This window comes from Citrobacter sp. wls619 (assembly GCF_005281345.1).
Classification (GTDB): Bacteria; Pseudomonadota; Gammaproteobacteria; order Enterobacterales; family Enterobacteriaceae; genus Citrobacter.
Genome location: NZ_SZXJ01000058.1, coordinates 29,872 through 52,164, shown reverse-complemented (window position 1 = coordinate 52,164; position 22,293 = coordinate 29,872). Strand labels below are relative to the sequence as shown.

21 protein-coding genes are annotated in these 22,293 nt (G+C 52.8%); 18 read left to right on the top strand and 3 right to left on the bottom strand.

Annotated elements, in window-relative coordinates:
• The first annotated feature begins 2 nt into the window (after positions 1–2).
• The 9 genes from flgD (at position 3) to flgL (ending at position 9,021) form a co-directional block, all read left to right on the top strand.
• Entirely contained in the window at positions 3–701 is a 699-nt protein-coding gene (flgD, locus tag FDX19_RS13035) for a flagellar hook assembly protein FlgD (protein ID WP_137383035.1), read from the top strand.
• 26 nt (positions 702–727) lie between these two features.
• A complete protein-coding gene (gene flgE / locus FDX19_RS13030; RefSeq protein WP_137376453.1) occupies positions 728–1,942 on the top strand; it encodes a flagellar hook protein FlgE in 1,215 nt (404 codons plus the stop codon).
• A 20-nt stretch (positions 1,943–1,962) separates the two neighbouring features.
• Entirely contained in the window at positions 1,963–2,718 is a 756-nt protein-coding gene (locus FDX19_RS13025; RefSeq protein WP_048211227.1) for a flagellar basal body rod protein FlgF, read from the top strand.
• 13 nt (positions 2,719–2,731) lie between these two features.
• Positions 2,732–3,514, top strand: coding sequence for a flagellar basal-body rod protein FlgG (flgG, locus tag FDX19_RS13020; RefSeq protein ID WP_005129045.1), 783 nt, complete (start codon positions 2,732–2,734; stop codon positions 3,512–3,514).
• A 57-nt stretch (positions 3,515–3,571) separates the two neighbouring features.
• Complete coding sequence (gene flgH / locus FDX19_RS13015; protein ID WP_003836756.1) at positions 3,572–4,270, top strand: flagellar basal body L-ring protein FlgH; 699 nt, start codon at positions 3,572–3,574, stop codon at positions 4,268–4,270.
• Positions 4,271–4,303: 33 nt separating this feature from the next.
• Positions 4,304–5,380, top strand: a complete 1,077-nt coding sequence (locus tag FDX19_RS13010; RefSeq protein WP_137383046.1) for a flagellar basal body P-ring protein FlgI — start codon at positions 4,304–4,306, stop codon at positions 5,378–5,380.
• Entirely contained in the window at positions 5,380–6,330 is a 951-nt protein-coding gene (gene flgJ / locus FDX19_RS13005; protein ID WP_137383034.1) for a flagellar assembly peptidoglycan hydrolase FlgJ, read from the top strand. The genes FDX19_RS13010 and flgJ overlap by 1 nt, the downstream gene beginning before the upstream one ends.
• A 64-nt stretch (positions 6,331–6,394) precedes the next feature.
• The gene (gene flgK / locus FDX19_RS13000) at positions 6,395–8,053 is read left to right on the top strand and encodes a flagellar hook-associated protein FlgK (protein WP_137383033.1); all 1,659 of its coding nucleotides are present in this window, start codon (positions 6,395–6,397) and stop codon (positions 8,051–8,053) included.
• A 14-nt stretch (positions 8,054–8,067) separates the two neighbouring features.
• The gene (flgL, locus tag FDX19_RS12995; RefSeq protein ID WP_137383032.1) at positions 8,068–9,021 is read left to right on the top strand and encodes a flagellar hook-associated protein FlgL; all 954 of its coding nucleotides are present in this window, start codon (positions 8,068–8,070) and stop codon (positions 9,019–9,021) included.
• A gap of 78 nt (positions 9,022–9,099) precedes the next feature.
• On the opposite strand, the gene FDX19_RS12990 is transcribed toward flgL, so the two are convergent.
• The gene (locus tag FDX19_RS12990; RefSeq protein ID WP_137383031.1) at positions 9,100–10,299 is read right to left on the bottom strand and encodes an MFS transporter; all 1,200 of its coding nucleotides are present in this window, start codon (positions 10,297–10,299) and stop codon (positions 9,100–9,102) included.
• A gap of 111 nt (positions 10,300–10,410) precedes the next feature.
• On the opposite strand from FDX19_RS12990, the gene FDX19_RS12985 reads away from it, so the two are divergent.
• Complete coding sequence (locus FDX19_RS12985) at positions 10,411–11,346, top strand: LysR family transcriptional regulator (RefSeq protein ID WP_137383030.1); 936 nt, start codon at positions 10,411–10,413, stop codon at positions 11,344–11,346.
• A gap of 41 nt (positions 11,347–11,387) precedes the next feature.
• Here FDX19_RS12985 and rne read toward each other — a convergent pair whose 3' ends face one another.
• Positions 11,388–14,675 (bottom strand): ribonuclease E, encoded by a 3,288-nt coding sequence (gene rne, locus FDX19_RS12980; protein ID WP_137383029.1) that lies wholly within the window; start codon positions 14,673–14,675, stop codon positions 11,388–11,390.
• Positions 14,676–15,374: 699 nt separating this feature from the next.
• On the opposite strand from rne, the gene rluC reads away from it, so the two are divergent.
• A complete protein-coding gene (gene rluC, locus FDX19_RS12975; protein ID WP_170974373.1) occupies positions 15,375–16,328 on the top strand; it encodes a 23S rRNA pseudouridine(955/2504/2580) synthase RluC in 954 nt (317 codons plus the stop codon).
• 82 nt (positions 16,329–16,410) lie between these two features.
• Here the strand turns inward: rluC and FDX19_RS12970 are convergent, their stop codons facing one another.
• Positions 16,411–16,995: a nucleoside triphosphate pyrophosphatase gene (locus FDX19_RS12970; protein WP_137383027.1), complete on the bottom strand. Its 585-nt coding sequence runs from the start codon at positions 16,993–16,995 to the stop codon at positions 16,411–16,413.
• A 197-nt stretch (positions 16,996–17,192) separates the two neighbouring features.
• Here FDX19_RS12970 and yceD point away from each other — a divergent pair, with 197 nt between their 5' ends.
• From yceD to acpP, 7 genes are all read left to right on the top strand, one after another.
• A complete protein-coding gene (gene yceD, locus FDX19_RS12965; protein ID WP_137383026.1) occupies positions 17,193–17,714 on the top strand; it encodes a 23S rRNA accumulation protein YceD in 522 nt (173 codons plus the stop codon).
• Positions 17,715–17,730: 16 nt separating this feature from the next.
• Positions 17,731–17,904 (top strand): 50S ribosomal protein L32, encoded by a 174-nt coding sequence (rpmF, locus tag FDX19_RS12960; protein WP_003036242.1) that lies wholly within the window; start codon positions 17,731–17,733, stop codon positions 17,902–17,904.
• Positions 17,905–18,026: 122 nt separating this feature from the next.
• On the top strand, positions 18,027–19,106 hold the full coding sequence (plsX, locus tag FDX19_RS12955) for a phosphate acyltransferase PlsX (RefSeq protein ID WP_137383025.1): 1,080 nt from the start codon (positions 18,027–18,029) through the stop codon (positions 19,104–19,106).
• 77 nt (positions 19,107–19,183) lie between these two features.
• Positions 19,184–20,137 carry a beta-ketoacyl-ACP synthase III gene (fabH, locus tag FDX19_RS12950; RefSeq protein WP_005129019.1) on the top strand — a complete coding sequence of 318 codons (954 nt, stop codon included), beginning with the start codon at positions 19,184–19,186 and terminating at the stop codon, positions 20,135–20,137.
• Positions 20,138–20,152: 15 nt separating this feature from the next.
• Positions 20,153–21,082 carry an ACP S-malonyltransferase gene (gene fabD, locus FDX19_RS12945; RefSeq protein WP_137383024.1) on the top strand — a complete coding sequence of 310 codons (930 nt, stop codon included), beginning with the start codon at positions 20,153–20,155 and terminating at the stop codon, positions 21,080–21,082.
• Positions 21,083–21,094: 12 nt separating this feature from the next.
• Positions 21,095–21,829: a 3-oxoacyl-ACP reductase FabG gene (gene fabG, locus FDX19_RS12940; protein ID WP_003036255.1), complete on the top strand. Its 735-nt coding sequence runs from the start codon at positions 21,095–21,097 to the stop codon at positions 21,827–21,829.
• A gap of 155 nt (positions 21,830–21,984) precedes the next feature.
• Complete coding sequence (acpP, locus tag FDX19_RS12935) at positions 21,985–22,221, top strand: acyl carrier protein (protein ID WP_000103754.1); 237 nt, start codon at positions 21,985–21,987, stop codon at positions 22,219–22,221.
• The last annotated feature ends 72 nt before the right edge of the window (positions 22,222–22,293 follow it).

The window sequence follows — 22,293 nt, the reverse complement described above, 5'->3', positions numbered from 1 at the left end:
ATATGTCCGTTGCTGTAAAAATGAATGACCCGAGTACGTCGGGTGTTAATGCTGCCACTGGCAAAAGTTCGCTGACCGGGAGCAACGCGGCCGATCTGCAAAGCAGCTTTCTGACGCTTCTGGTCGCGCAGCTAAAAAACCAGGACCCAACCAACCCGCTGCAAAACAATGAGTTGACTACCCAGTTAGCGCAAATCAGTACCGTAAGCGGCATCGAAAAATTGAATACCACGCTGGGATCGATCTCCGGACAGATCGATAGCAGCCAGTCGTTGCAGGCCAGTACGCTGATTGGTCATGGCGTCATGATCCCGGGGACCACGATTCTGACCGGTAAGGGTACCGAAGAAGGGGCCACGACGACCACGACACCGTTTGGCGTTGAGCTGCAGCAGCCGGCAGATAAGGTTACCGCAACCATTACCGATAAAGACGGCAAGGTGGTACGCACCATTGATATTGGCGGGTTGAAAGCGGGCGTTCATACCTTTACCTGGGATGGCACCATGACGGACGGCACGGATGCGCCGAGCGGTTCGTATAACGTCTCGATTGCGGCCAGCAACGCCGGAACGCAGCTTGTGGCGCAGCCTCTACAGTTTGCGCTGGTGCAGGGTGTTATCCGCAGTAACGGCGGTAACACACTGGATCTGGGCACCTATGGAACCACCACCCTCGACGAAGTACGGCAGATAATTTAAGCCTTCACACTTATCAGGAGTAAGTCATGGCCTTTTCACAAGCGGTCAGCGGTCTGAACGCTGCAGCGACCAACCTCGATGTCATTGGTAACAACATCGCCAACTCCGCCACCTACGGTTTTAAATCCGGTACGGCATCCTTTGCCGATATGTTCGCCGGTTCTAAAGTGGGTCTGGGCGTTAAAGTTGCGGGTATTACCCAGGACTTTACCGATGGTACCACCACCAACACCGGACGTGGGCTGGATGTGGCTATCAGCCAGAACGGTTTTTTCCGTATGGTTGACAGCAATGGTTCCGTTTTCTTCAGCCGCAACGGTCAGTTCAAACTCGATGAAAACCGCAACATTGTTAACATGCAGGGACTGAAACTGACGGGCTATCCGGCGACCGGTACGCCGCCGACCGTTCAGCAGGGTGCGAACCCGGGGCCGATCACGATCCCCAATACATTGATGGCGGCACAGGCAACCAGCAAGGCCTCAATGCAGATCAACCTGAACTCATCGGATAAAATAATCCCGACAACGACAAAGTTCGATCCGAAAGATGCTGACAGCTATAACAAAAAAGGCCCTGTCACCGTTTATGACAGCCTGGGCAATGCCCACGAAGTTAACGCCTATTTTGTAAAGCAGCCTGATAACAAATGGGCTGTCTATACCATTGATAGCAGCGATCCTAAGGCTGCGGTGCCAACCGCACCGACGTCCACGCTGGAATTTGATACCAATGGCGCGTTAATCGGCGGCGGTACATTCGATATCACTACCGCCGCGCTCAATGGCGCCCCGGCCGTCACCTTCGCAATGAGTTTCCAGAACTCCATGCAGCAGAACACTGGGGCAAACAACATTGTTGCCACTAACCAGGACGGCTACAAACCAGGCGATCTGGTGAGCTATCAGATTAACAATGACGGTACCGTAGTTGGTAACTACTCCAACGAACAGAAACAGGTTCTGGGACAGATCGTGCTGGCAAACTTTGCCAACAACGAAGGTCTGGCGTCTCAGGGTGATAACGTCTGGGCAGCAACTCAGGCCTCCGGTGTGGCGCTGCTGGGTACCGCGGGTACGGGTAACTTCGGCAAGCTGACCAACGGTGCGTTGGAAGCCTCTAACGTGGATTTGAGTAAAGAACTGGTGAATATGATCGTCGCTCAGCGTAACTATCAGTCGAATGCGCAGACCATCAAAACCCAGGATCAGATCCTTAACACACTGGTCAACCTGCGCTAAGCGCCTGACGGGATGGCTTAATGGATCACGCAATATATACCGCCATGGGCGCGGCCAGTCAGACGCTGAATCAACAGGCGGTGACGGCCAGCAACCTGGCAAATGCCTCCACACCGGGTTTTCGTGCTCAGCTCAACGCGCTGCGCGCGGTTCCTGTAGAAGGGCTTTCACTGCCGACGCGTACGCTGGTGGTTGCCTCCACGCCTGGGGCCGATATGACGCCAGGCCAGATGGATTATACCTCCCGCCCGTTGGATGTGGCCTTGCAGCAGGATGGCTGGTTGGCTGTGCAGACCGCTGATGGCAGCGAAGGATACACCCGCAATGGCGCTATTCAGGTGAGTCCAACCGGTGAGCTGACTATTCAGGGACATCCGGTGATCGGCGAAGCTGGGCCGATAGCGGTACCGGAAGGGTCGGAAGTGACTATCGCCGCAGACGGAACGATTTCGGCGCTCAACCCAGGCGATCCCGCGAATACGGTGGCGCCAGTAGGACGTCTGAAGCTGGTTAAAGCGACGGGAAGTGAAGTGCAACGTGGCGATGACGGGATGTTCCGTCTGAGTGCGGCCGCGCAGGCTACCCGGGGACCGACACTGCAAGCCGACCCCAGCATCCGCGTGATGTCGGGCGTACTGGAAGGCAGTAACGTCAAACCCGTTGCGGCGATGAGCGATATGATTGCCAGCGCTCGCCGCTTCGAAATGCAGATGAAGATTATCAGTAGCGTGGATGATAACGCGGGCCGCGCCAACCAACTGCTGTCGATGAGTTAATACAGGACATTTTATGATCAATTCATTATGGATCGCCAAAACCGGCCTGGACGCGCAGCAAACCAACATGGATGTGATTGCCAACAACCTGGCAAACGTCAGTACGAATGGTTTTAAACGCCAGCGTGCGGTGTTTGAAGATCTGCTGTACCAGACGATTCGTCAACCGGGGGCTCAGTCTTCTGAACAGACGACGCTGCCGTCTGGTTTGCAGATTGGTACTGGTGTGCGTCCGGTTGCGACCGAACGTTTGCACAGCCAGGGTAATCTGTCGCAGACCAATAACAGCAAAGATGTGGCGATTAAAGGCCAGGGCTTTTTCCAGGTCATGTTACCGGATGGGACGTCAGCCTATACACGTGATGGTTCTTTCCAGGTGGATCAGAACGGTCAGTTGGTCACGGCGGGTGGTTTTCAGGTGCAGCCTGCAATCACTATCCCGGCGAACTCGCTGAGCATCACCATTGGACGAGACGGTATTGTCAGTGTGACTCAGCAGGGCCAGGCTGCGCCTGTTCAGGTGGGACAGCTCAACCTGACGACCTTCATGAATGACACCGGTCTGGAAAGCATTGGTGAGAATTTGTACACCGAAACGCAATCGTCCGGCGCACCGAACGAAAGCACGCCGGGGCTGAACGGCGCGGGCCTGTTGTACCAGGGTTATGTGGAAACCTCAAACGTCAACGTGGCGGAAGAACTGGTTAACATGATCCAGGTTCAACGTGCTTATGAAATCAACAGTAAAGCGGTATCGACCACCGATCAGATGCTGCAGAAACTGACGCAACTCTAAAGTGACGTCCGGTGGGGTGAAAGCCTCACCGGCGCACTGATTTTGAAGATGAAGGCAATGCGAAAATACGCGCTTCACCCATACCCGATTTTGGCCCTGCTGGTGGTTTCACTGACAGGATGTGCCTGGATCCCGGCGACTCCGCTCGTGCAGGGTGCGACGACTGCCCAGCCCGTTCCAGGCCCGACGCCGGTGGCGAATGGATCAATATTTCAGTCTGCGCAGCCGATTAATTATGGCTACCAGCCGTTATTTGAAGACCGCCGTCCGCGCAATATTGGCGATACGCTGACTATCGTATTGCAGGAAAACGTCAGTGCGAGCAAAAGCTCCTCGGCGAATGCCAGTCGTGATGGCAAAACTAACTTTGGTTTTGACACGGTACCCCGTTACCTGCAGGGGCTGTTTGGCAACGAGCGTGCCGACGTAGAGGCTTCTGGCGGCAACTCGTTTAATGGTAAAGGTGGCGCGAACGCCAGGAACACCTTCAGTGGTACGTTGACCGTGACGGTTGACCAGGTACTGGTGAATGGCAATTTACATGTCGTGGGTGAAAAACAGATCGCCATTAACCAGGGCACTGAATTCATTCGCTTCTCTGGGGTTGTTAACCCGCGCACCATTAGCGGCAGCAACTCTGTACCGTCAACGCAGGTTGCGGATGCGCGTATTGAATATGTCGGTAACGGCTATATCAATGAGGCGCAGAATATGGGCTGGTTGCAGCGTTTCTTCCTTAATTTATCGCCGATGTAAGCGAGGTATCCAGTGTTTAAAACTCTTGTTGGAATGGTACTGGTACTGGCTACCACCTTTGCGCATGCCGATCGCATTCGTGATCTGACCAGTGTTCAGGGGGTGCGTGAAAACTCGCTGATAGGCTACGGGCTGGTGGTGGGGCTGGACGGTACGGGTGACCAGACCACCCAGACACCGTTTACCACGCAAACGCTGAATAACATGCTCTCGCAGCTGGGTATTACCGTGCCGACGGGCACCAATATGCAGTTGAAAAACGTGGCGGCAGTGATGGTTACCGCGTCATTCCCGGCGTTTGGGCGTCAGGGACAAACCATCGATGTGGTGGTCTCTTCAATGGGTAACGCCAAAAGCCTGCGTGGCGGGACGTTGCTGATGACGCCGCTGAAAGGGGTCGATAGCCAGGTGTATGCGTTGGCGCAGGGGAACATTCTGGTCGGTGGTGCAGGCGCCGCAGCGGGGGGGAGTAGTGTCCAGGTGAACCAGCTCAACGGTGGGCGTATCACCAACGGTGCCATTATTGAACGCGAGTTGCCTACCCAGTTTGGTGGCGGTAACACCATTAATCTGCAGCTCAATAATGAAGATTTCACCATGGCGCAGCAGATAACCGACACCATCAACCGCTCTCGCGGATTTGGCAGTGCGACTGCGCTGGATGCACGCACGATCCAGGTACGCGTTCCGAGTGGCAATAGCTCGCAGGTACGTTTCCTCGCGGATATCCAGAATATGGAAGTGAACGTCACGCCGCAGGACGCGAAGGTGATTATTAACTCCCGTACAGGATCGGTGGTAATGAACCGTGAAGTGACGCTGGATAGTTGCGCTGTTGCACAAGGCAATCTGTCGATTACGGTTAACCGCCAGGCGAACGTCAGCCAGCCGGATACCCCGTTTGGTGGTGGACAAACCGTGGTGACGCCACAAACGCAGATCGATCTGCGCCAGAGCGGTGGGTCGTTGCAGAGCGTTCGTTCCAGCGCCAACCTGAACAACGTCGTACGTGCATTGAATGCGCTGGGGGCAACACCGATGGATCTGATGTCTATCCTGCAATCCATGCAAAGTGCGGGTTGTCTGCGCGCCAAACTGGAAATCATCTGATGATTGGTGATAGCAAACTGCTGACCAGCGCAGCCTGGGATGCACAATCACTGAACGAACTGAAAGCGAAAGCGGGTCAGGACCCGGCGGCAAATATCCGCCCGGTCGCCCGCCAGGTTGAAGGGATGTTCGTGCAGATGATGCTGAAAAGTATGCGCGAGGCGTTGCCAAAAGACGGTGTGTTTAGCAGCGACTCCACGCGTTTATACACCAGTATGTATGACCAACAGATCGCCCAGCAGATGACGGCAGGAAAAGGTCTGGGACTGGCAGAAATGATGGTCAAGCAGATGACGCAAGGGCAGGGGCAACCTGCGGATGATGCGCCGCAGGTGCCGATGAAATTCTCGCTGGAAACGGTGACCAGCTATCAAAATCAGGCGCTGACGCAACTGGTGCGTAAAGCCATTCCCCGGGCGACGGAAAGCAATGATGAGCCGCTGTCAGGTGACAGTAAAGATTTCCTCGCTCAGCTATCGCTGCCGGCTAAGCTGGCGAGTCAGCAAAGCGGGGTGCCGCATCATCTGATTCTGGCGCAGGCGGCGCTGGAGTCCGGGTGGGGGCAACGACAAATTCGACGGGAGAACGGCGAGCCGAGCTTTAACATTTTTGGGGTGAAAGCCTCGGGAAGCTGGAAAGGGCCGACCACTGAAATCACCACCACCGAATACGAAAACGGTGAGGCGAAAAAAGTGAAAGCGAAATTCCGTGTTTATAGCTCCTATCTTGAAGCACTGTCGGATTATGTCGGTCTGATATCCCGCAATCCGCGTTACGCCGCGGTGACCGGTGCCGCGACCGCTGAGCAGGGTGCCCAGGCATTGCAGAATGCGGGTTACGCCACTGACCCTAACTATGCGCGCAAATTAACCAGCATGATCCAGCAGCTAAAATCGATGAGCGAAAAGGTGAGTAAAACCTACAGCACGAATCTCGATAATCTCTTTTAAATAGCTCAAGTCTGCTGACCTGCTGCCGATAATACCGAGTATTGAAGGATTACAAGGAACCTCCATGTCCAGCTTGATTAATAACGCGATGAGTGGACTCAGCGCAGCGCAGGCCGCGTTGAACACTGCCAGTAATAACATCTCCAGCTATAACGTTGCCGGCTATACCCGACAAACGACAATTATGGCGCAAGCGAACAGCACGCTGGGTGCGGGGGGCTGGGTCGGCAACGGTGTCTATGTTTCTGGCGTACAGCGTGAGTATGACTCATTTATTACTAATCAGTTACGTGCGGCGCAGAACCAGAGCAGCGGTCTGACGACACGTTATGAGCAAATGTCAAAAATCGACAACCTGCTCGCCAGCAAAACCAGTTCGATCTCAACGTCGATGCAGGGCTTTTTTACCAGCCTGCAGACGTTGGTGAGTAACGCAGAAGATCCGGCGGCGCGTCAGGCACTTATCGGTAAAGCTGATGGCTTAGTCAATCAGTTCAGAACGACGGACCAATATCTGCGCGATCAGGATAAGCAGGTCAATATTGCGATTAAGGCCAGCGTCGATCAGATCAATAACTATTCGAAGCAAATTGCCAGCCTTAACGACCAAATCTCCCGTTTGACAGGCGTTGGCGCAGGTGCATCACCGAACGATCTGCTCGATCAGCGCGATCAACTGGTGAGTGATCTGAACAAGATTGTCGGTGTGGAAGTCAGCATTCAGGACGGCGGCACCTATAACGTGACCATGGCGAATGGCTATTCGCTGGTGCAAGGCAGCAATGCTCGCCAACTGGCCGCTGTACCTTCCAGCGATGATCCCTCTCGCACGACCGTCGCTTATGTTGACGGCGTGGCCGGAGAAGTTGCCATCCCGGAAAAGTTGATCACGACCGGTTCGCTGGGCGGGCTGCTGACGTTCCGTTCGCAGGAACTCGACCAGACGCGTAATACCCTTGGTCAGTTGGCCCTCGCCTTTGCTGATGCGTTTAACACGCAGCACAAAGAAGGTTTTGATGCCAACGGCGACCCGGGCAAAAACTTTTTCGATATTGGTGGCCCGGCAGTCCTTAGCAATACGAAGAATAAAGGGACCGGTGCGCTTGATGTTAAAATGACGGACAGCTCGTCGGTGCAGGCAACCGACTATAAAATTACGTTTGATGGTACTGACTGGCAGGTAACCCGTCTGGCTGACAATACCAGCTTTAAGCCGACGGTCACTGGCGGAAAAATGTCGTTTGATGGGCTGGAAATCACCGTCAAAAATGGTGCGGTGGCAAATGACAGCTTTACGGTGAAACCCGTGGGGGACGCCATTATTAATATGAAAGTGGCGGTGACCGATGAGTCGAAAATCGCCATGGCTGAAGTGTCCAAAAATGACGCTGATCCCGATGTTGATAAAGGAAAAAGCGATAACCGTAACGGCCAGAAACTGCTGGATCTGCAAACCAAGGCAACCATCGGGAATAAAACCTTTAACGATGCTTACGCTACGCTGGTGAGCGATGTCGGGAACAAAACGGCGACCTTAAAAACCAGCAGCACCACGCAAAACAACGTGGTCACGCAGCTTTCAAATCAGCAACAGTCTATTTCCGGGGTGAACCTCGACGAAGAGTACGGCAATTTGCAGCGTTATCAGCAGTATTACCTGGCCAACGCTCAGGTACTGCAAACGGCGAATTCGCTCTTTGATGCACTGCTGAATATTCGCTAAGGGAGAGGAACTCAATGCGTATCAGTACTCAGATGATGTACCAGCAGAATATGCGCGGCATCACCAACTCTCAGGCTGAATGGTTGAAATTTGGCGAGCAGATGTCAACGGGGAAACGCGTGAACAACCCGTCTGACGATCCGATTGCCGCATCACAGGCTGTGGTGCTTTCACAGGCTCAGGCGCAGAACAGCCAATATACGCTGGCGCGTACTTTCGCGACGCAAAAAGTGTCACTGGAAGAGAACGTGTTAAGCCGGGCGACGACCGCGATTACCGCGGCACAGGAAAAAATTGTCAATGCTGGCAACGGTACATTGAGTGATGATAACCGGGCATCGTTGGCAACTGATTTGCAAGGGATCCGCGATCAGTTAATGAATCTGGCGAACAGCACCGACGGTAATGGTCGCTATATCTTTGGCGGCTACAAAACGGAAGCGCCGCCATTTGCCAAGACTGATGGTACCTATAGTGGTGGAACGCAAAATATCACCCAACAGGTCGATGCCGCTCGCTCAATGGTGATTGGTCATACCGGGGATAAGATTTTTAACTCGGTGACCAGCAACGCGGTTCCAGAGCCAGATGGAAGCAAGTCAGAAACGAACTTATTCGTCATGCTGGATACCGCTATTGCAGCCCTGAAAACGCCGATTGAAGGCGATGATGCGGCTAAAGATGCAGCCAAAGCCGCCATCGATAAATCCAACCGTGGTCTGAAGAACTCACTGAATAATGTGCTGTCTGTTCGTGCTGAACTCGGTACGCAACTCAGTGAACTTAGCGCTCTGGACTCGTTGGGTGCCGATCGCGCGTTGGGCCAAACGCAACAGATGAGCAATCTGGTTGATGTTGACTGGAATGCGGCGATTTCTTCGTATGTGATGCAGCAGGCTGCGCTACAGGCATCGTATAAAACGTTTACCGATATGCAGGGAATGTCACTGTTCCAGCTCAACCGGTAACGACCCTTTTTGAAACATATCATGAAACTGGATATGTTTGTCAGCCCGCTCCACATACACCCCGGAGCGGGCATTTTTTTAGGCTGCAGTTGTCTGGCTAACAGGTAATTTACCGGTCAGTCTAATTACCAGCGCAACAACGCCGCTGAAAGTGGCCAGTGTCACCACGCCTTCCCAGTTTGCCAGCGCATAGACCTGACTTCCGAGTACAGAACCCAGCGCCATGCCGATAAACACCATGGTGAATAGCAACGCGTTCAGACGACCTCTTGCCTGAGGCTCCAGGCTATAAACCAGGTTCTGGTGGGCGACCAGGCTGGATTGCAGTCCGAGATCAAAGCCTATCGCCGACAAGGCAATCAGCAGCCACTGCCCCTGTACTGGCAGGGCCGGAAGCAAGAACATCAGTGCAAATGAAAGCGTGACTAACAGCGCGCCCAACTGTGTTACCCGCCCGGCACCTACTTTATCTGCCAGATGGCCTGCCATAGGGGCTGCCAACGCTCCGGCTGCCCCTGCAATACCAAATGCTCCCGCCATCGCGCTGCCCATGTGGTAATGCTCAGAGAGCATAACCGCCAGTGTTGACCAGAAGGCGCTAAAGGCAATGGACAGAAAGCCCTGCGCCAACGCCGCCCGGCGCAGTGCAGGATAACGTCGCCACAGTTGCGCCATGGAGAACATTAATGCCGGATAACTCAGCGCGGAATGGACCGTAAAGCGGGGCAGCATTTTCCACATCAGTACGGCAATCACGGCAATACTGACGGCGGCAAGTTGATACATTTCCCGCCAGCCATAGGCTTCACCTACCAGCCCGCTGATGGTCCGTGAGAGTAAGATCCCCAGCAGAAGACCAGTCATGACGGTACCCACTGTTTTTCCCTGTTTGCCTTCAGGCGCAAGGATGGCTGCGGCTGGCACGATATCCTGAGCCATGGTCGCTGCCATTCCCATCAATAAGCTCACCAGCAGTAGTGAATGCAACTGCCCGGTAAAGCTGCAGGCCAACAGCAATGCGGCAAGAGAGACGCTTTTAAGCAGGATTAATGTCCGGCGGTCATAGCGGTCGCCCAGCGGCAACAAAAACAAAATGCCCAGTGCGTATCCTGCCTGGGTGAGCGTTGGCACCAGCCCCATGCCGGTGATGCTTAAGGCCAGGTCCTGGCCCATTAAAGGTAAAAGAGGCTGGGCATAATAGATTGCGGCAACGCTGAATCCAGCGCCCAGTGCCAGAACAAAAATAACCCAACGGGAAAGTGTGGTGTGTGTGTTCACAAATGATTCCTCAATCACGGGATGTGCGGCTATTTTTATCCTTCAACCGGTAGCACGGTAGCGAGCGCAGTGGTAAAACAGTTATACGTTACACGTATGAACAATGACTAAATGATAAAAACTGAACGTATAGATAGGGTGGAATTGATGCGCACGTTTGTGCGTATCGTCGAGGCTGGTTCGCTTTCCGCGGCGGCAAAGCAAATGGGTACCACCCAGGCAACCGTCAGTCGGCGGTTACAATCCCTTGAGACGCTGTTGGGCGTTAAGCTGATTATGCGTACCACCCATGCAATGAAGTTGACTGATGATGGTGAACGCGGGTATCAGCATGCCAAACACATTATTGATGCCTGGCTGGCGCTGGAGGACGGACTGAACATCACGGAGGATGAACCGGTGGGGACGTTGCGGGTTCGGGCACCGCATGCGTTCGGCCAACAGCAACTCCTTGAACCGCTTCTGCAGTTCCTTTCCCGCTATCCACAGTTATCCGTTGAGTGGATGCTGAATGATAAGACCGTTGATTTTCTCAGCGACAATATCGACTGCGCAATTCGGGTTGGGGCTGAGGTCGATCCGGCAACGGTTTCGGTATTGTTGGCTGAAGTCCCGCGAAGTATGGTGGTAAGCCCTGAGCTTCTCGCACAATGTGGAATTTTGACTCACCCTGAACAGCTATCAGCGCTGCCCTGGATCGCGGTAAATACATTTTATCAGCACAGCGTGTCGTTACTTCACCACCGGCGTAACGACGCTATCACGTTGAATATTTCTCCCAGATTAAGTACCGACAGTATTTATGTCGCCAGAAATGCTGCACTTGCGGGGCTGGGCGTTACGCTTGTCTCAAGCTGGATGGTTGAAGACGATATCGCCTGCGGAAGATTGATTACGCTATTACCTGACTGGCATGCGTCGTCATTGCCCGTGCATTTGGTTTATCCCTGGGCTCGTTATTATCCAACCCGCTTACGCAAATTTCTGGCGCTGATGAAAGATGTTATGCCACAGGTAACGGGGATGCGGGGCGTTCACGACGTATAAAAAAAGCCGACCCTGAGGTCGGCTTTTTCATTGCCTATGACTTACTCAACAGGCTGCGGTCGCGTTGCTGGCGCGGTTGCCTGATGGCTGGCACTGTGTCCGCCTGCTGCACCTTTACCCTCAAAGGCAAAAGCAGGGCGCTGCCAGTCACTATGACGCGGCGCTTCTGGTACATATTCCGGTGCTGGTGCACGAGTCATCGGTGCGGTCGCATGGCTGTGAAGATGTTCCGCATCAGCGCTGGTTGCGATAACTTCAGCCTTAACGACTGCGGCTTCAACGACAGGCGTTGTAACAACTTCTTTCGGCGCTGCAACTTCTTCAACAACTGGCACGGTTTCAACAACAGGCGCTGATTCCACAACTTCTGCAGTCTCTGCAACCACTTCTGGCTGAGAAATAATAACTTCTTCCGCAGGCGCCTCGACAACCGGCGCAATCACGGCTTCAGAGACAGGTTCGGCTTTCGCAGCGGTCTCCTCGGCAACGGGTGCGTCAGACTCAGCGATAATTTGCGGTTGTTCCTCAACCGGAGTAGCTATAACTTCCGGATGCGTGGTTTCAACCTGTGCGGTTTCAACAACTGCGGCCTGAGGTTCAACAATGGTCACCTCTGGCTTAGCGGCTTCAACTGGCGCAGGGGCGTCCGCAATGTGCTCAACGACAGCAGCAGCGATCTGAGGCTCTACCGCCACAGATGCGTTTTGTTCCAGCTCCAGTTTCTGCTCGCGCTGTTCTTCAACCTGCATGTCCTGAGTACGGGCAACAGGGTAGCTAATCCAGACTTTGCCGGATGCTAATTCAGGAGAAGCACAGGCAACCGTTAACGGCATCGGCGACTGAACCGGATAACGTTCGTCACGATAGCGACGACGACGCTGCCCGCTTACGCGCAGATGGCGAGGAGAACGACGCGAGCGACGAGGCATACCGTTGGTATCACGTGCTTCGTTGTTGTCTTCCTGCTCTGGTGCAACGACTGCAGGTAAATCGACTTTAGCCAGTTCGGTACGTTGAGCCGGTGCGGACTGTTCAACCGGTTGAGCAATGACGGTTTCAGCAACCATGACTGCAGTGGCCACTTCGGCTTCAACCGGCGCGCTGTCGGTGAATCGAACTTTCTGATTCAACTGACGCTGTTTACGACGAGTCTGCGGCTGACGCACGCGTTCTTCCTGCTCAGAATCCTGCGCAGGCTGTTCAGCCAGATTCAGCTCTTTAACTTCCTGCTGCGCCTGACGCTTATCATCGTTACGACGGCGGTTGCGCTCACGACGTGGAGCCTGCTGCTCGTCACCGGATTTCGCTTTATCTGCCACATCGCTGGACTGCTGGCGGTTGTCACGCGTTTCAGCATTCTGCTGCTGCGCCTGACGACGATTACGACGATTTTCATCGCGGTTTTCGCCGTTTTCTGAACGTTCGTTGCGGTTGTCACGATCGCCACGGTTGTCGCGGTTATCACGGCGTTCGTTGCGGTCGCGGCGATTGTTCTGGCGCGGCTTACGACGATCCTGCTGACGTTCCGTTTTTTCTTCGGCTTTCGGTGCAGGTTGCTCCACCGGTTTCACTTCTTCGCTTCCGCTAAAGATAGACTTCAGCGCGCCGAAGAAACGGCTAATCAAACCAGGCTGTGCGGCTGTTGCGGCAGCTGTTGCGGCAACTTTTGGCGCAGCGACAGGTTTAGCAACGGGTTCTTGTAGCGACGGGGCAGGCGGAACATCAGGCATCGCGAAGGTGGCGAGTGCTGGTTGTTCAGGTTGTTTACGCTCGACGTATTCTTCTTCCGTCGGCAACGCCATCGCTTCTTCGTGCAGTTTCGGCAGCAGATAGCTCAGGGTTGGCGTTTCCTCCCCTTTGCGTACACGCAGTACGGAATAGTGCGGCGTTTCCATCTGATCGTTTGGCACGATCACACAGCGTACACCATTCTGACGCGTCTCAATGGCATTGACCGCAGTACGTTTTTCGTTGAGCAGATAAGACGCAATGGGTACCGGGACGATCGCGTGAACTTCCTGGGTATTCTCTTTCAGCGCTTCTTCTTCGATCAGGCGCAGAATGGAGAGCGACAGCGATTCGTTGTCACGCACGGTACCGGTGCCGGAGCAACGCGGGCAGACGTGGTGACTGGATTCACCCAGCGACGGGCTCAGACGCTGACGGGACATTTCCAGCAGACCGAAGCGAGAAATATGGCTGATCTGAATACGCGCTCTGTCCTGGCGGACGGCTTCACGCAGACGGTTTTCTACCGCACGCTGGTGGCGAACCGGGGTCATATCGATAAAGTCGATGACGATCAGGCCACCAAGGTCACGCAGACGCAGCTGACGCGCAATTTCATCGGCAGCTTCAAGGTTAGTGTTAAACGCCGTTTCTTCAATATCGCCGCCGCGGGTTGCGCGTGCGGAGTTGATATCGATAGCAGTCAGCGCTTCAGTGCTGTCGATAACGATTGAGCCGCCGGAAGGCAGACGCACTTCACGTTGGAAGGCGGATTCAATCTGCGATTCAATCTGGTAGTGGCTGAACAGCGGGATTTCACCGGTGTACAGTTTGATTTTGCTGCTGAAATCCGGACGACCCAGCGCGGCGATGTGCTGACGCGCCATCTCCATCACTTTCGGGTTATCGATAAGGATTTCACCAATATCCTGACGTAAATAGTCACGGAAAGCACGAACGATGACGTTGCTTTCCTGGTGGATCAGGAACGGGGCAGGGCGGCTTTCAGCTGCTTTTTGAATGGCTTCCCAGTGTTTCAGACGGAAGCTCAGGTCCCACTGCAGCGCTTCGGCGGATTTGCCGACACCCGCGGTACGCACGATAAGCCCCATGCCATCAGGCAGTTCGAGGCTTGCCAGCGCTTCTTTTAATTCGGTACGGTCGTCGCCTTCAATGCGACGAGAGATGCCGCCCGCACGCGGGTTGTTTGGCATCAAAACCAGATAGCTGCCAGCCAGACTGATAAAGGTTGTCAGTGCTGCGCCTTTATTTCCGCGCTCTTCTTTATCTATCTGAACGATAACTTCCTGACCTTCACGCAACACATCTTTAATGTTGGGGCGGCCGTGGGAACTGTAGTTTGCGGGGAAATATTCGCGGGCAATTTCTTTTAACGGGAGGAAACCGTGACGTTCAGCGCCGTAATCAACAAAAGCAGCTTCCAGACTCGGTTCAATACGGGTAATTTTACCTTTATAGATGTTGGCTTTTTTCTGCTCGTGTCCAGGACTTTCGATATCCAGATCGTACAGACGCTGCCCATCTACAAGGGCGACACGCAACTCTTCCTGCTGAGTCGCGTTAATTAACATTCTTTTCATCGTAACTTACTCATTATTCTTACATTGACGACTAAGCTGCGGGCAGAGAAATGCCTTTCCGGGTGTGAACCGATGGCCTCGTGTCTATTCGCGTCGCCAACCTCACGGTTATCGTCAGCTCAAAGAGGCGCAGAGTGTCGGTTGCCTGTATTTCATACGGAAACACAGCGCAATTATCAGGGGAACAGTCTGGGTATTACTCTCCAGAGAAGCTTCCATTGTGCTTGTCGTCTTTCACGCTGTTGGTGCGTTGGCTTCATCTTCTCACCCCAGACACTTACAGGAGTAAGCTTCTGGGGGTTCCCAGACTTGCCGCCTTCCTACAACGCGAAATCCATAGAGCACTTACCGGTAAGGACTGCAACCCGCAGCCCGCTAACTGCCTGAAAGATCAATACGTCTTACGCCATTGCTGCGTTGATGATCGGTCGGGCAAAATTGGGTCATTCCGGAAAAGTTCTTGTTTTAACAAGATTCAACACGGAAACAAGCTCATTATTCCACTGCTAACCTTGTTATAGCAAGATGACTTTTGCCATTTATCACCCGGTTACTCACAGTTTTTACACTTCCGCCTGGTGATTGCTTTAATAACCACCAAATCGGTTATGTCAAACTTAAGTCATCGGGTATAGCAGTTAATATAAGCATAGAAAAATGTGTGGCGCGAATCTTGATGGCTATTTAAAATCGGCCCCCATGAAAACAGAGACTCCAGCCGTAAAAATAGTTGCCATTACTGCCGATGAAGCAGGGCAACGCATCGACAACTTTTTGCGCACCCAGCTCAAAGGCGTGCCGAAAAGTATGATTTATCGCATTTTGCGTAAAGGCGAAGTGCGGGTGAATAAAAAACGCATCAAACCCGAGTACAAACTCGAAGACGGGGATATTGTGCGTATTCCGCCTGTGCGTGTCGCTGAGCGTGAAGAAGAAGCGATTTCTCCGAATTTGCAGAAGGTCGCTGCGCTGACTGATGTCATTTTGTATGAAGATGACCATATTCTGGTGCTTAACAAACCTTCTGGCACTGCCGTTCATGGCGGAAGCGGATTAAGCTTTGGTGTGATCGAAGGTTTACGTGCTTTACGTCCGGAAGCGCGTTTCCTTGAACTGGTGCATCGTCTGGACCGCGATACCTCCGGTGTGCTGCTGGTCGCCAAAAAACGATCGGCGCTGCGTTCACTGCATGAACAATTGCGTGAAAAAGGGATGCAAAAAGACTATCTGGCGCTGGTAAGGGGTCAGTGGCAATCGCATGTCAAAACTGTGCAGGCTCCTTTGTTAAAGAACATTCTGCAAAGCGGTGAGCGTATCGTGCGGGTGAATCAGGAAGGGAAACCGTCGGAAACCCGTTTTAAAGTGGAAGAACGCTATGCGTTTGCCACGCTGGTACGTTGTAGCCCGGTAACTGGTCGTACTCACCAGATCCGTGTACATACGCAATTTGCCGGGCATCCGATTGCATTTGATGACCGCTATGGCGACCGTGAGTTCGATAAGCAACTGGCGGGTACGGGGTTGAACCGTCTGTTTCTGCACGCTGCTGCGTTGAAGTTTACCCATCCCGGTACGGGTGAGGTTATGCGTATTGAAGCACCGATGGATAATCAGCTGAAACGCTGCCTTGAGGTATTACGCAGCAAAGCCTGATGCGCGTTGCTTGCCAGGCCTACCATCGCGCAATGCGCCGTAGGCCTGGTAAGACGCCCCGCGTCGCCATCAGGAAAATTAACTAGGCTTTTAACGGGTTCATGTCTTCCCGGCGCAACATCTGACACAACGCGATCAGCGGCAAGCCAATCAGTGTGTTCGGGTCGCGGCCCTCCAGACGCTCAAAGAGCGCGATACCTAATCCTTCACTTTTAAAACTTCCAGCGCAATGTAACGGGCGTTCTTTACGTACGTAATCTTCAATTTCCATTTCACTTAAATGGCGGAAATGGACATCGAACGGTTCAACTTCGGTTTGTAGGTGACCGTTCGCTGAATTATAAAGCGCCAGTCCGGTGTAAAAAGTGACAATATTGCCACTGGCTTTCGTTAATTGTTGTCTGGCGTTTTCTTCCGTTAACGGTTTGCCGGTTATTTCACCATCAAGAACACAAATTTGATCAGACCCAATTATCAAATGTGTTGGAAACCGATGGGCAAGAGATTGCGCTTTTTCCTGTGCCAGGCGTAACACTAAATGCCGGGGTGTTTCGCCGGGTAAGGGGGTTTCATCGACCTCTGGGGCTGCGCATTCAAACGGGATGGCCAATTTTTCGAGCAAAGCGCGACGCCAGGGAGAGGTGGACGCAAGAATAAGTTGAGGCATATTTTTTCCCCCGCATATAGCGTAATGATGAGAGCCATTTTAAACTATGGACTTCGTCCTTCAAGCTGGCTGCGATGGCTTGTCGTGATCGATTTTAAGTCGATGACCCGCAATGTGTGCGAATTATTGGCAAAAGGCAACCACAGGCTGCCTTTTTCTTTGACTCTATGACGTTACAAAGTTAATATGCGCGCCCTATGCAAAAGGTAAAATTACCCCTGACTCTTGATCCGGTTCGTACGGCTCAAAAACGCCTCGATTATGAAGGTATCTATACTTCTGATCTGGTTGAGCGCGTCGCCGATTCTGTAGTCAGTGTGGACAGTGATGTGGAATGCTCCATGTCGTTCGCTATCGATAACCAGCGCCTTGCCGTTATAACCGGTGATGCAAAGGTTTCGGTTACGCTCGCGTGTCAGCGTTGCGGGAAACCGTTCCCACTTCATGTTCACACAACATATTGTTTTAGTCCTGTCCGTTCTGACGAGCAGGCTGAAGCACTCCCGGAAGCGTATGAGCCGATTGAGGTTAACGAATTCGGTGAAATCGATCTGCTTGCAATGGTTGAAGATGAGATTATCCTCTCCTTGCCGGTAGTTCCGGTGCATGATTCTGAACACTGTGAAGTGTCCGAGGCGGACATGGTCTTTGGCGAATTGCCTGATGAAGCGCAAAAACCAAACCCATTTGCCGTATTAGCCAGCTTAAAGCGTAAGTAATTGAGGAGTAAGGTCCATGGCCGTACAACAGAATAAACCAACCCGTTCCAAACGTGGCATGCGTCGTTCTCATGACGCTCTGACCGCAGTCACCAGCCTGTCTGTAGACAAAACTTCTGGTGAACAACACCTGCGTCACCACATCACTGCCGACGGTTTCTACCGTGGCCGTAAGGTAATCGCTAAGTAATCACGCATGACTCAATGGATTTCCCACTTCGGTGAGAAAGACAGAGAGTACAAGCGTGATGAAGCTTAGTGAGGCTTTCCCCGGGTAACTGGGGAAATACCTAACCGGGCAGCGACGATACCTTGACACGTCTAACCCTGGCGTTAGATGTCATGGGGGGAGATTTTGGCCCTACCGTGACAGTGCCTGCAGCATTGCAGGCACTGAATTCTAATTCGCAACTCACTCTTCTTTTAGTCGGGGATCCCGATACAATCACGCCATCACTTGCCAAAGCTGACTTCGAACAACGTTCACGTCTGCAGATTATCCCTGCTCAGTCAGTTATTGCCAGTGATGCCCGGCCCTCGCAAGCAATCCGCGCCAGTCGTGGAAGCTCAATGCGTGTCGCCCTGGAGCTCGTGAAAGAAGGTCGAGCGCAAGCCTGTGTCAGCGCTGGTAATACGGGCGCACTAATGGGTCTTGCGAAACTCTTGCTCAAACCCCTTGAGGGTATTGAGCGTCCTGCGCTGGTCACGGTTCTACCGCATCAGCAAAAGGGCAAAACGGTGGTACTGGACTTGGGTGCCAACGTGGATTGCGACAGTACGATGTTGGTGCAATTTGCCGTCATGGGTTCCGTGTTGGCAGAAGAGGTGGTTGGGATTGCCAATCCTCGCGTTGCGTTACTCAATATCGGCGAAGAAGAAACTAAGGGTCTCGACAGTATTCGGGATGCTTCTGCTGTGCTAAAAACAATCCCTTCTATCAATTATATCGGCTATCTTGAAGCCAATGAGTTGCTGACTGGCAAAACGGATGTGTTGGTCTGTGACGGCTTTACAGGTAATGTCACATTAAAGACGATGGAAGGTGTTGTCAGAATGTTCCTTTCACTGCTGAAATCTCAGGGTGAGGGCAAAAAACGGTCGTGGTGGCTGCTGTTATTAAAACGTTGGTTACAAAAAAGCCTGACAAGGCGATTTAGTCACCTCAACCCCGACCAGTATAATGGCGCCTGTCTGTTAGGATTGCGCGGCACGGTGATTAAGAGTCATGGTGCTGCCAATCAGCGAGCATTTGAAGTCGCGATTGAACAGGCAGTGCAGGCGGTGCAGCGACAAGTTCCTCAGCGAATTGCCGCTCGCCTGGAATCTGTATACCCAGCTGGATTCGAACTGCTGGACGGTGACGAAAGTATCAACTCACGAGTGCACAGGTAACAGTGCGACTGAGGGTGCTGTCAACGTACCAGTGATTTGCTCGTGGCGGTATATAACCAAAAAGTGACTGAGCGTACATGTATACGAAGATTATTGGTACTGGCAGCTATCTGCCTGAACAAGTGCGTACTAACGCCGATTTGGAAAAAATGGTCGAGACATCTGATGAGTGGATCGTCTCTCGTACAGGTATCCGCGAACGCCATATTGCTGGGCCAAATGAAACCGTTGCGACGATGGGCTTTGCCGCCGCTAACCGTGCACTTGAAATGGCCGGCATCGACAAAGAACAAATTGGTCTGATTGTGGTTGCTACCACGTCATCAACCCACGCATTTCCAAGCGCGGCATGCCAGATCCAAAGTATGCTGGGGATCAAAGGCTGTCCGGCGTTTGATGTTGCAGCTGCCTGCGCTGGTTTTACCTATGCGCTTAGCGTTGCCGATCAGTATGTAAAATCTGGCGCAGTCAAACATGCGCTGGTTGTCGGATCGGATGTGCTGGCGCGCACGTGTGATCCCACCGATCGCGGGACGATCATTATTTTTGGTGATGGCGCGGGTGCGGTTGTACTGAGTGCATCAGAAGAGCCAGGTATTATCTCCACCCATTTGCACGCTGACGGTAGCTATGGCGAACTGCTGACGCTGCCTAATGCCGATCGCGTGAATCCGGAAAACCCGATTCACCTGACGATGGCGGGTAACGAAGTCTTTAAAGTTGCGGTTACCGAACTTGCTCATATCGTTGATGAAACGCTGGAAGCAAATAATCTCGACCGTTCTGCGCTGGATTGGCTGGTGCCGCATCAGGCAAACCTTCGCATTATCAGTGCAACAGCGAAAAAACTGGGTATGTCGATGGATAATGTCGTCGTCACGCTGGACAGACACGGCAATACGTCCGCTGCTTCCGTACCGTGCGCGTTGGACGAAGCCGTCCGCGACGGGCGAATTAAAGCAGGGCAGTTAGTATTGCTTGAAGCCTTCGGCGGTGGATTCACCTGGGGCTCCGCGCTGGTTCGTTTCTAGTATAAGGATTTTAACATGACGCAATTTGCATTTGTGTTCCCTGGTCAGGGTTCTCAAACCGTTGGAATGTTGTCTGATATGGCAGCAAGCTACCCAATTGTTGAAGAAACTTTTGCTGAAGCTTCAGCGGCGCTGGGCTATGATCTTTGGGCTCTGACTCAGCAAGGTCCGGCAGAAGAACTGAATAAAACCTGGCAGACGCAGCCAGCGCTGTTAACGGCATCTGTCGCGCTGTATCGCGTATGGCAACAGCAGGGTGGTAAAACACCTGCGCTGATGGCAGGTCACAGCCTGGGTGAATACTCTGCGCTGGTGTGTGCAGGTGTTATCAATTTTGCTGATGCCGTGCGCCTGGTTGAACTGCGCGGCAAATTTATGCAGGAAGCCGTTCCGGAAGGCACTGGTGGCATGTCTGCTATCATCGGTCTGGATGATGCCGCTATCGCGAAAGCGTGCGAAGAGTCTGCTGAAGGTCAGGTGGTTTCACCGGTAAACTTTAACTCACCGGGTCAGGTGGTTATCGCCGGGCACAAAGAAGCGGTAGAGCGTGCAGGCGCGGCCTGTAAAGCTGCTGGCGCTAAGCGTGCGTTGCCGTTACCGGTTAGCGTTCCATCTCACTGTGCGCTAATGAAGCCTGCAGCCGAGAAACTGGCTGTTGAACTGCAGAAAATTACCTTTAACACGCCGACTGTTTCCGTTGTGAACAACGTTGACGTGAAGTGCGAAACCACCGCCGATGCTATCCGCGACGCGCTGGTTCGTCAGCTTTACAGCCCGGTTCAGTGGACTAAGACCGTTGAATTTATGGCATCTCAGGGCGTAGAGCACCTGTATGAAGTCGGTCCGGGTAAAGTTCTCACCGGTTTGACGAAACGTATTGTTGACACCCTGACTGCTTCGGCACTGAATGAGCCGGCGGCGTTGTCTGCGGCGCTAGAGCAATAAAAGAGGAAAACCATGAGTTTTGAAGGAAAAATCGCGCTGGTTACCGGTGCAAGCCGTGGCATTGGCCGCGCAATTGCTGAGACACTCGTTGCCCGTGGCGCGAAAGTTATCGGTACTGCAACCAGCGAAAGCGGCGCGCAGGCCATTAGCGATTACTTAGGTGCAAATGGCAAAGGTCTGATGTTGAATGTGACCGATCCTGCATCTATCGAATCTGTTCTGGAAAATATTCGTGCAGAATTTGGTGAAGTCGATATCCTGGTCAATAATGCCGGGATTACTCGTGATAACCTGTTAATGCGCATGAAAGATGACGAGTGGAACGATATCATCGAAACCAACCTGTCATCTGTTTTCCGTCTGTCAAAAGCGGTAATGCGAGCTATGATGAAAAAGCGTCATGGTCGTATTATCACTATCGGTTCTGTGGTTGGTACCATGGGAAATGCGGGTCAGGCTAACTACGCTGCGGCGAAAGCGGGTCTGATCGGCTTCAGTAAATCACTGGCGCGTGAAGTCGCGTCTCGTGGTATTACTGTAAACGTTGTTGCTCCGGGCTTTATTGAAACGGACATGACGCGTGCGCTGTCTGATGATCAGCGTGCGGGTATTCTGGCGCAGGTTCCTGCGGGTCGCCTTGGTGGCGCTCAGGAAATCGCCAGCGCGGTTGCATTTTTAGCTTCCGACGAAGCAAGTTACATCACTGGTGAGACTTTGCACGTCAACGGCGGGATGTACATGGTTTAACCACGATTGAAAAATATTTGCGTTATTAGGGCGAATGGCCTCAAAATAACGTAAAATCGTGGTAAGACCTGCCGGGATTTAGTTGCAAATTTTTCAACATTTTATACACTACGAAAACCATCGCGAAAGCGAGTTTTGATAGGAAATTTAAGAGTATGAGCACTATCGAAGAACGCGTTAAGAAAATTATCGGCGAACAGCTTGGCGTTAAGCAGGAAGAAGTTACCAACAATGCTTCCTTCGTTGAAGACCTGGGCGCGGATTCTCTTGACACCGTTGAGCTGGTAATGGCTCTGGAAGAAGAGTTTGATACTGAGATTCCGGACGAAGAAGCTGAGAAAATCACTACCGTTCAGGCTGCCATTGATTACATCAACGGCCACCAGGCGTAAGTGAACATCTCCAGGCGGTCATTCGACCGCCTGAGTTTTATCTTTTTTTCCCACTTGAATTATTTTTCCCTC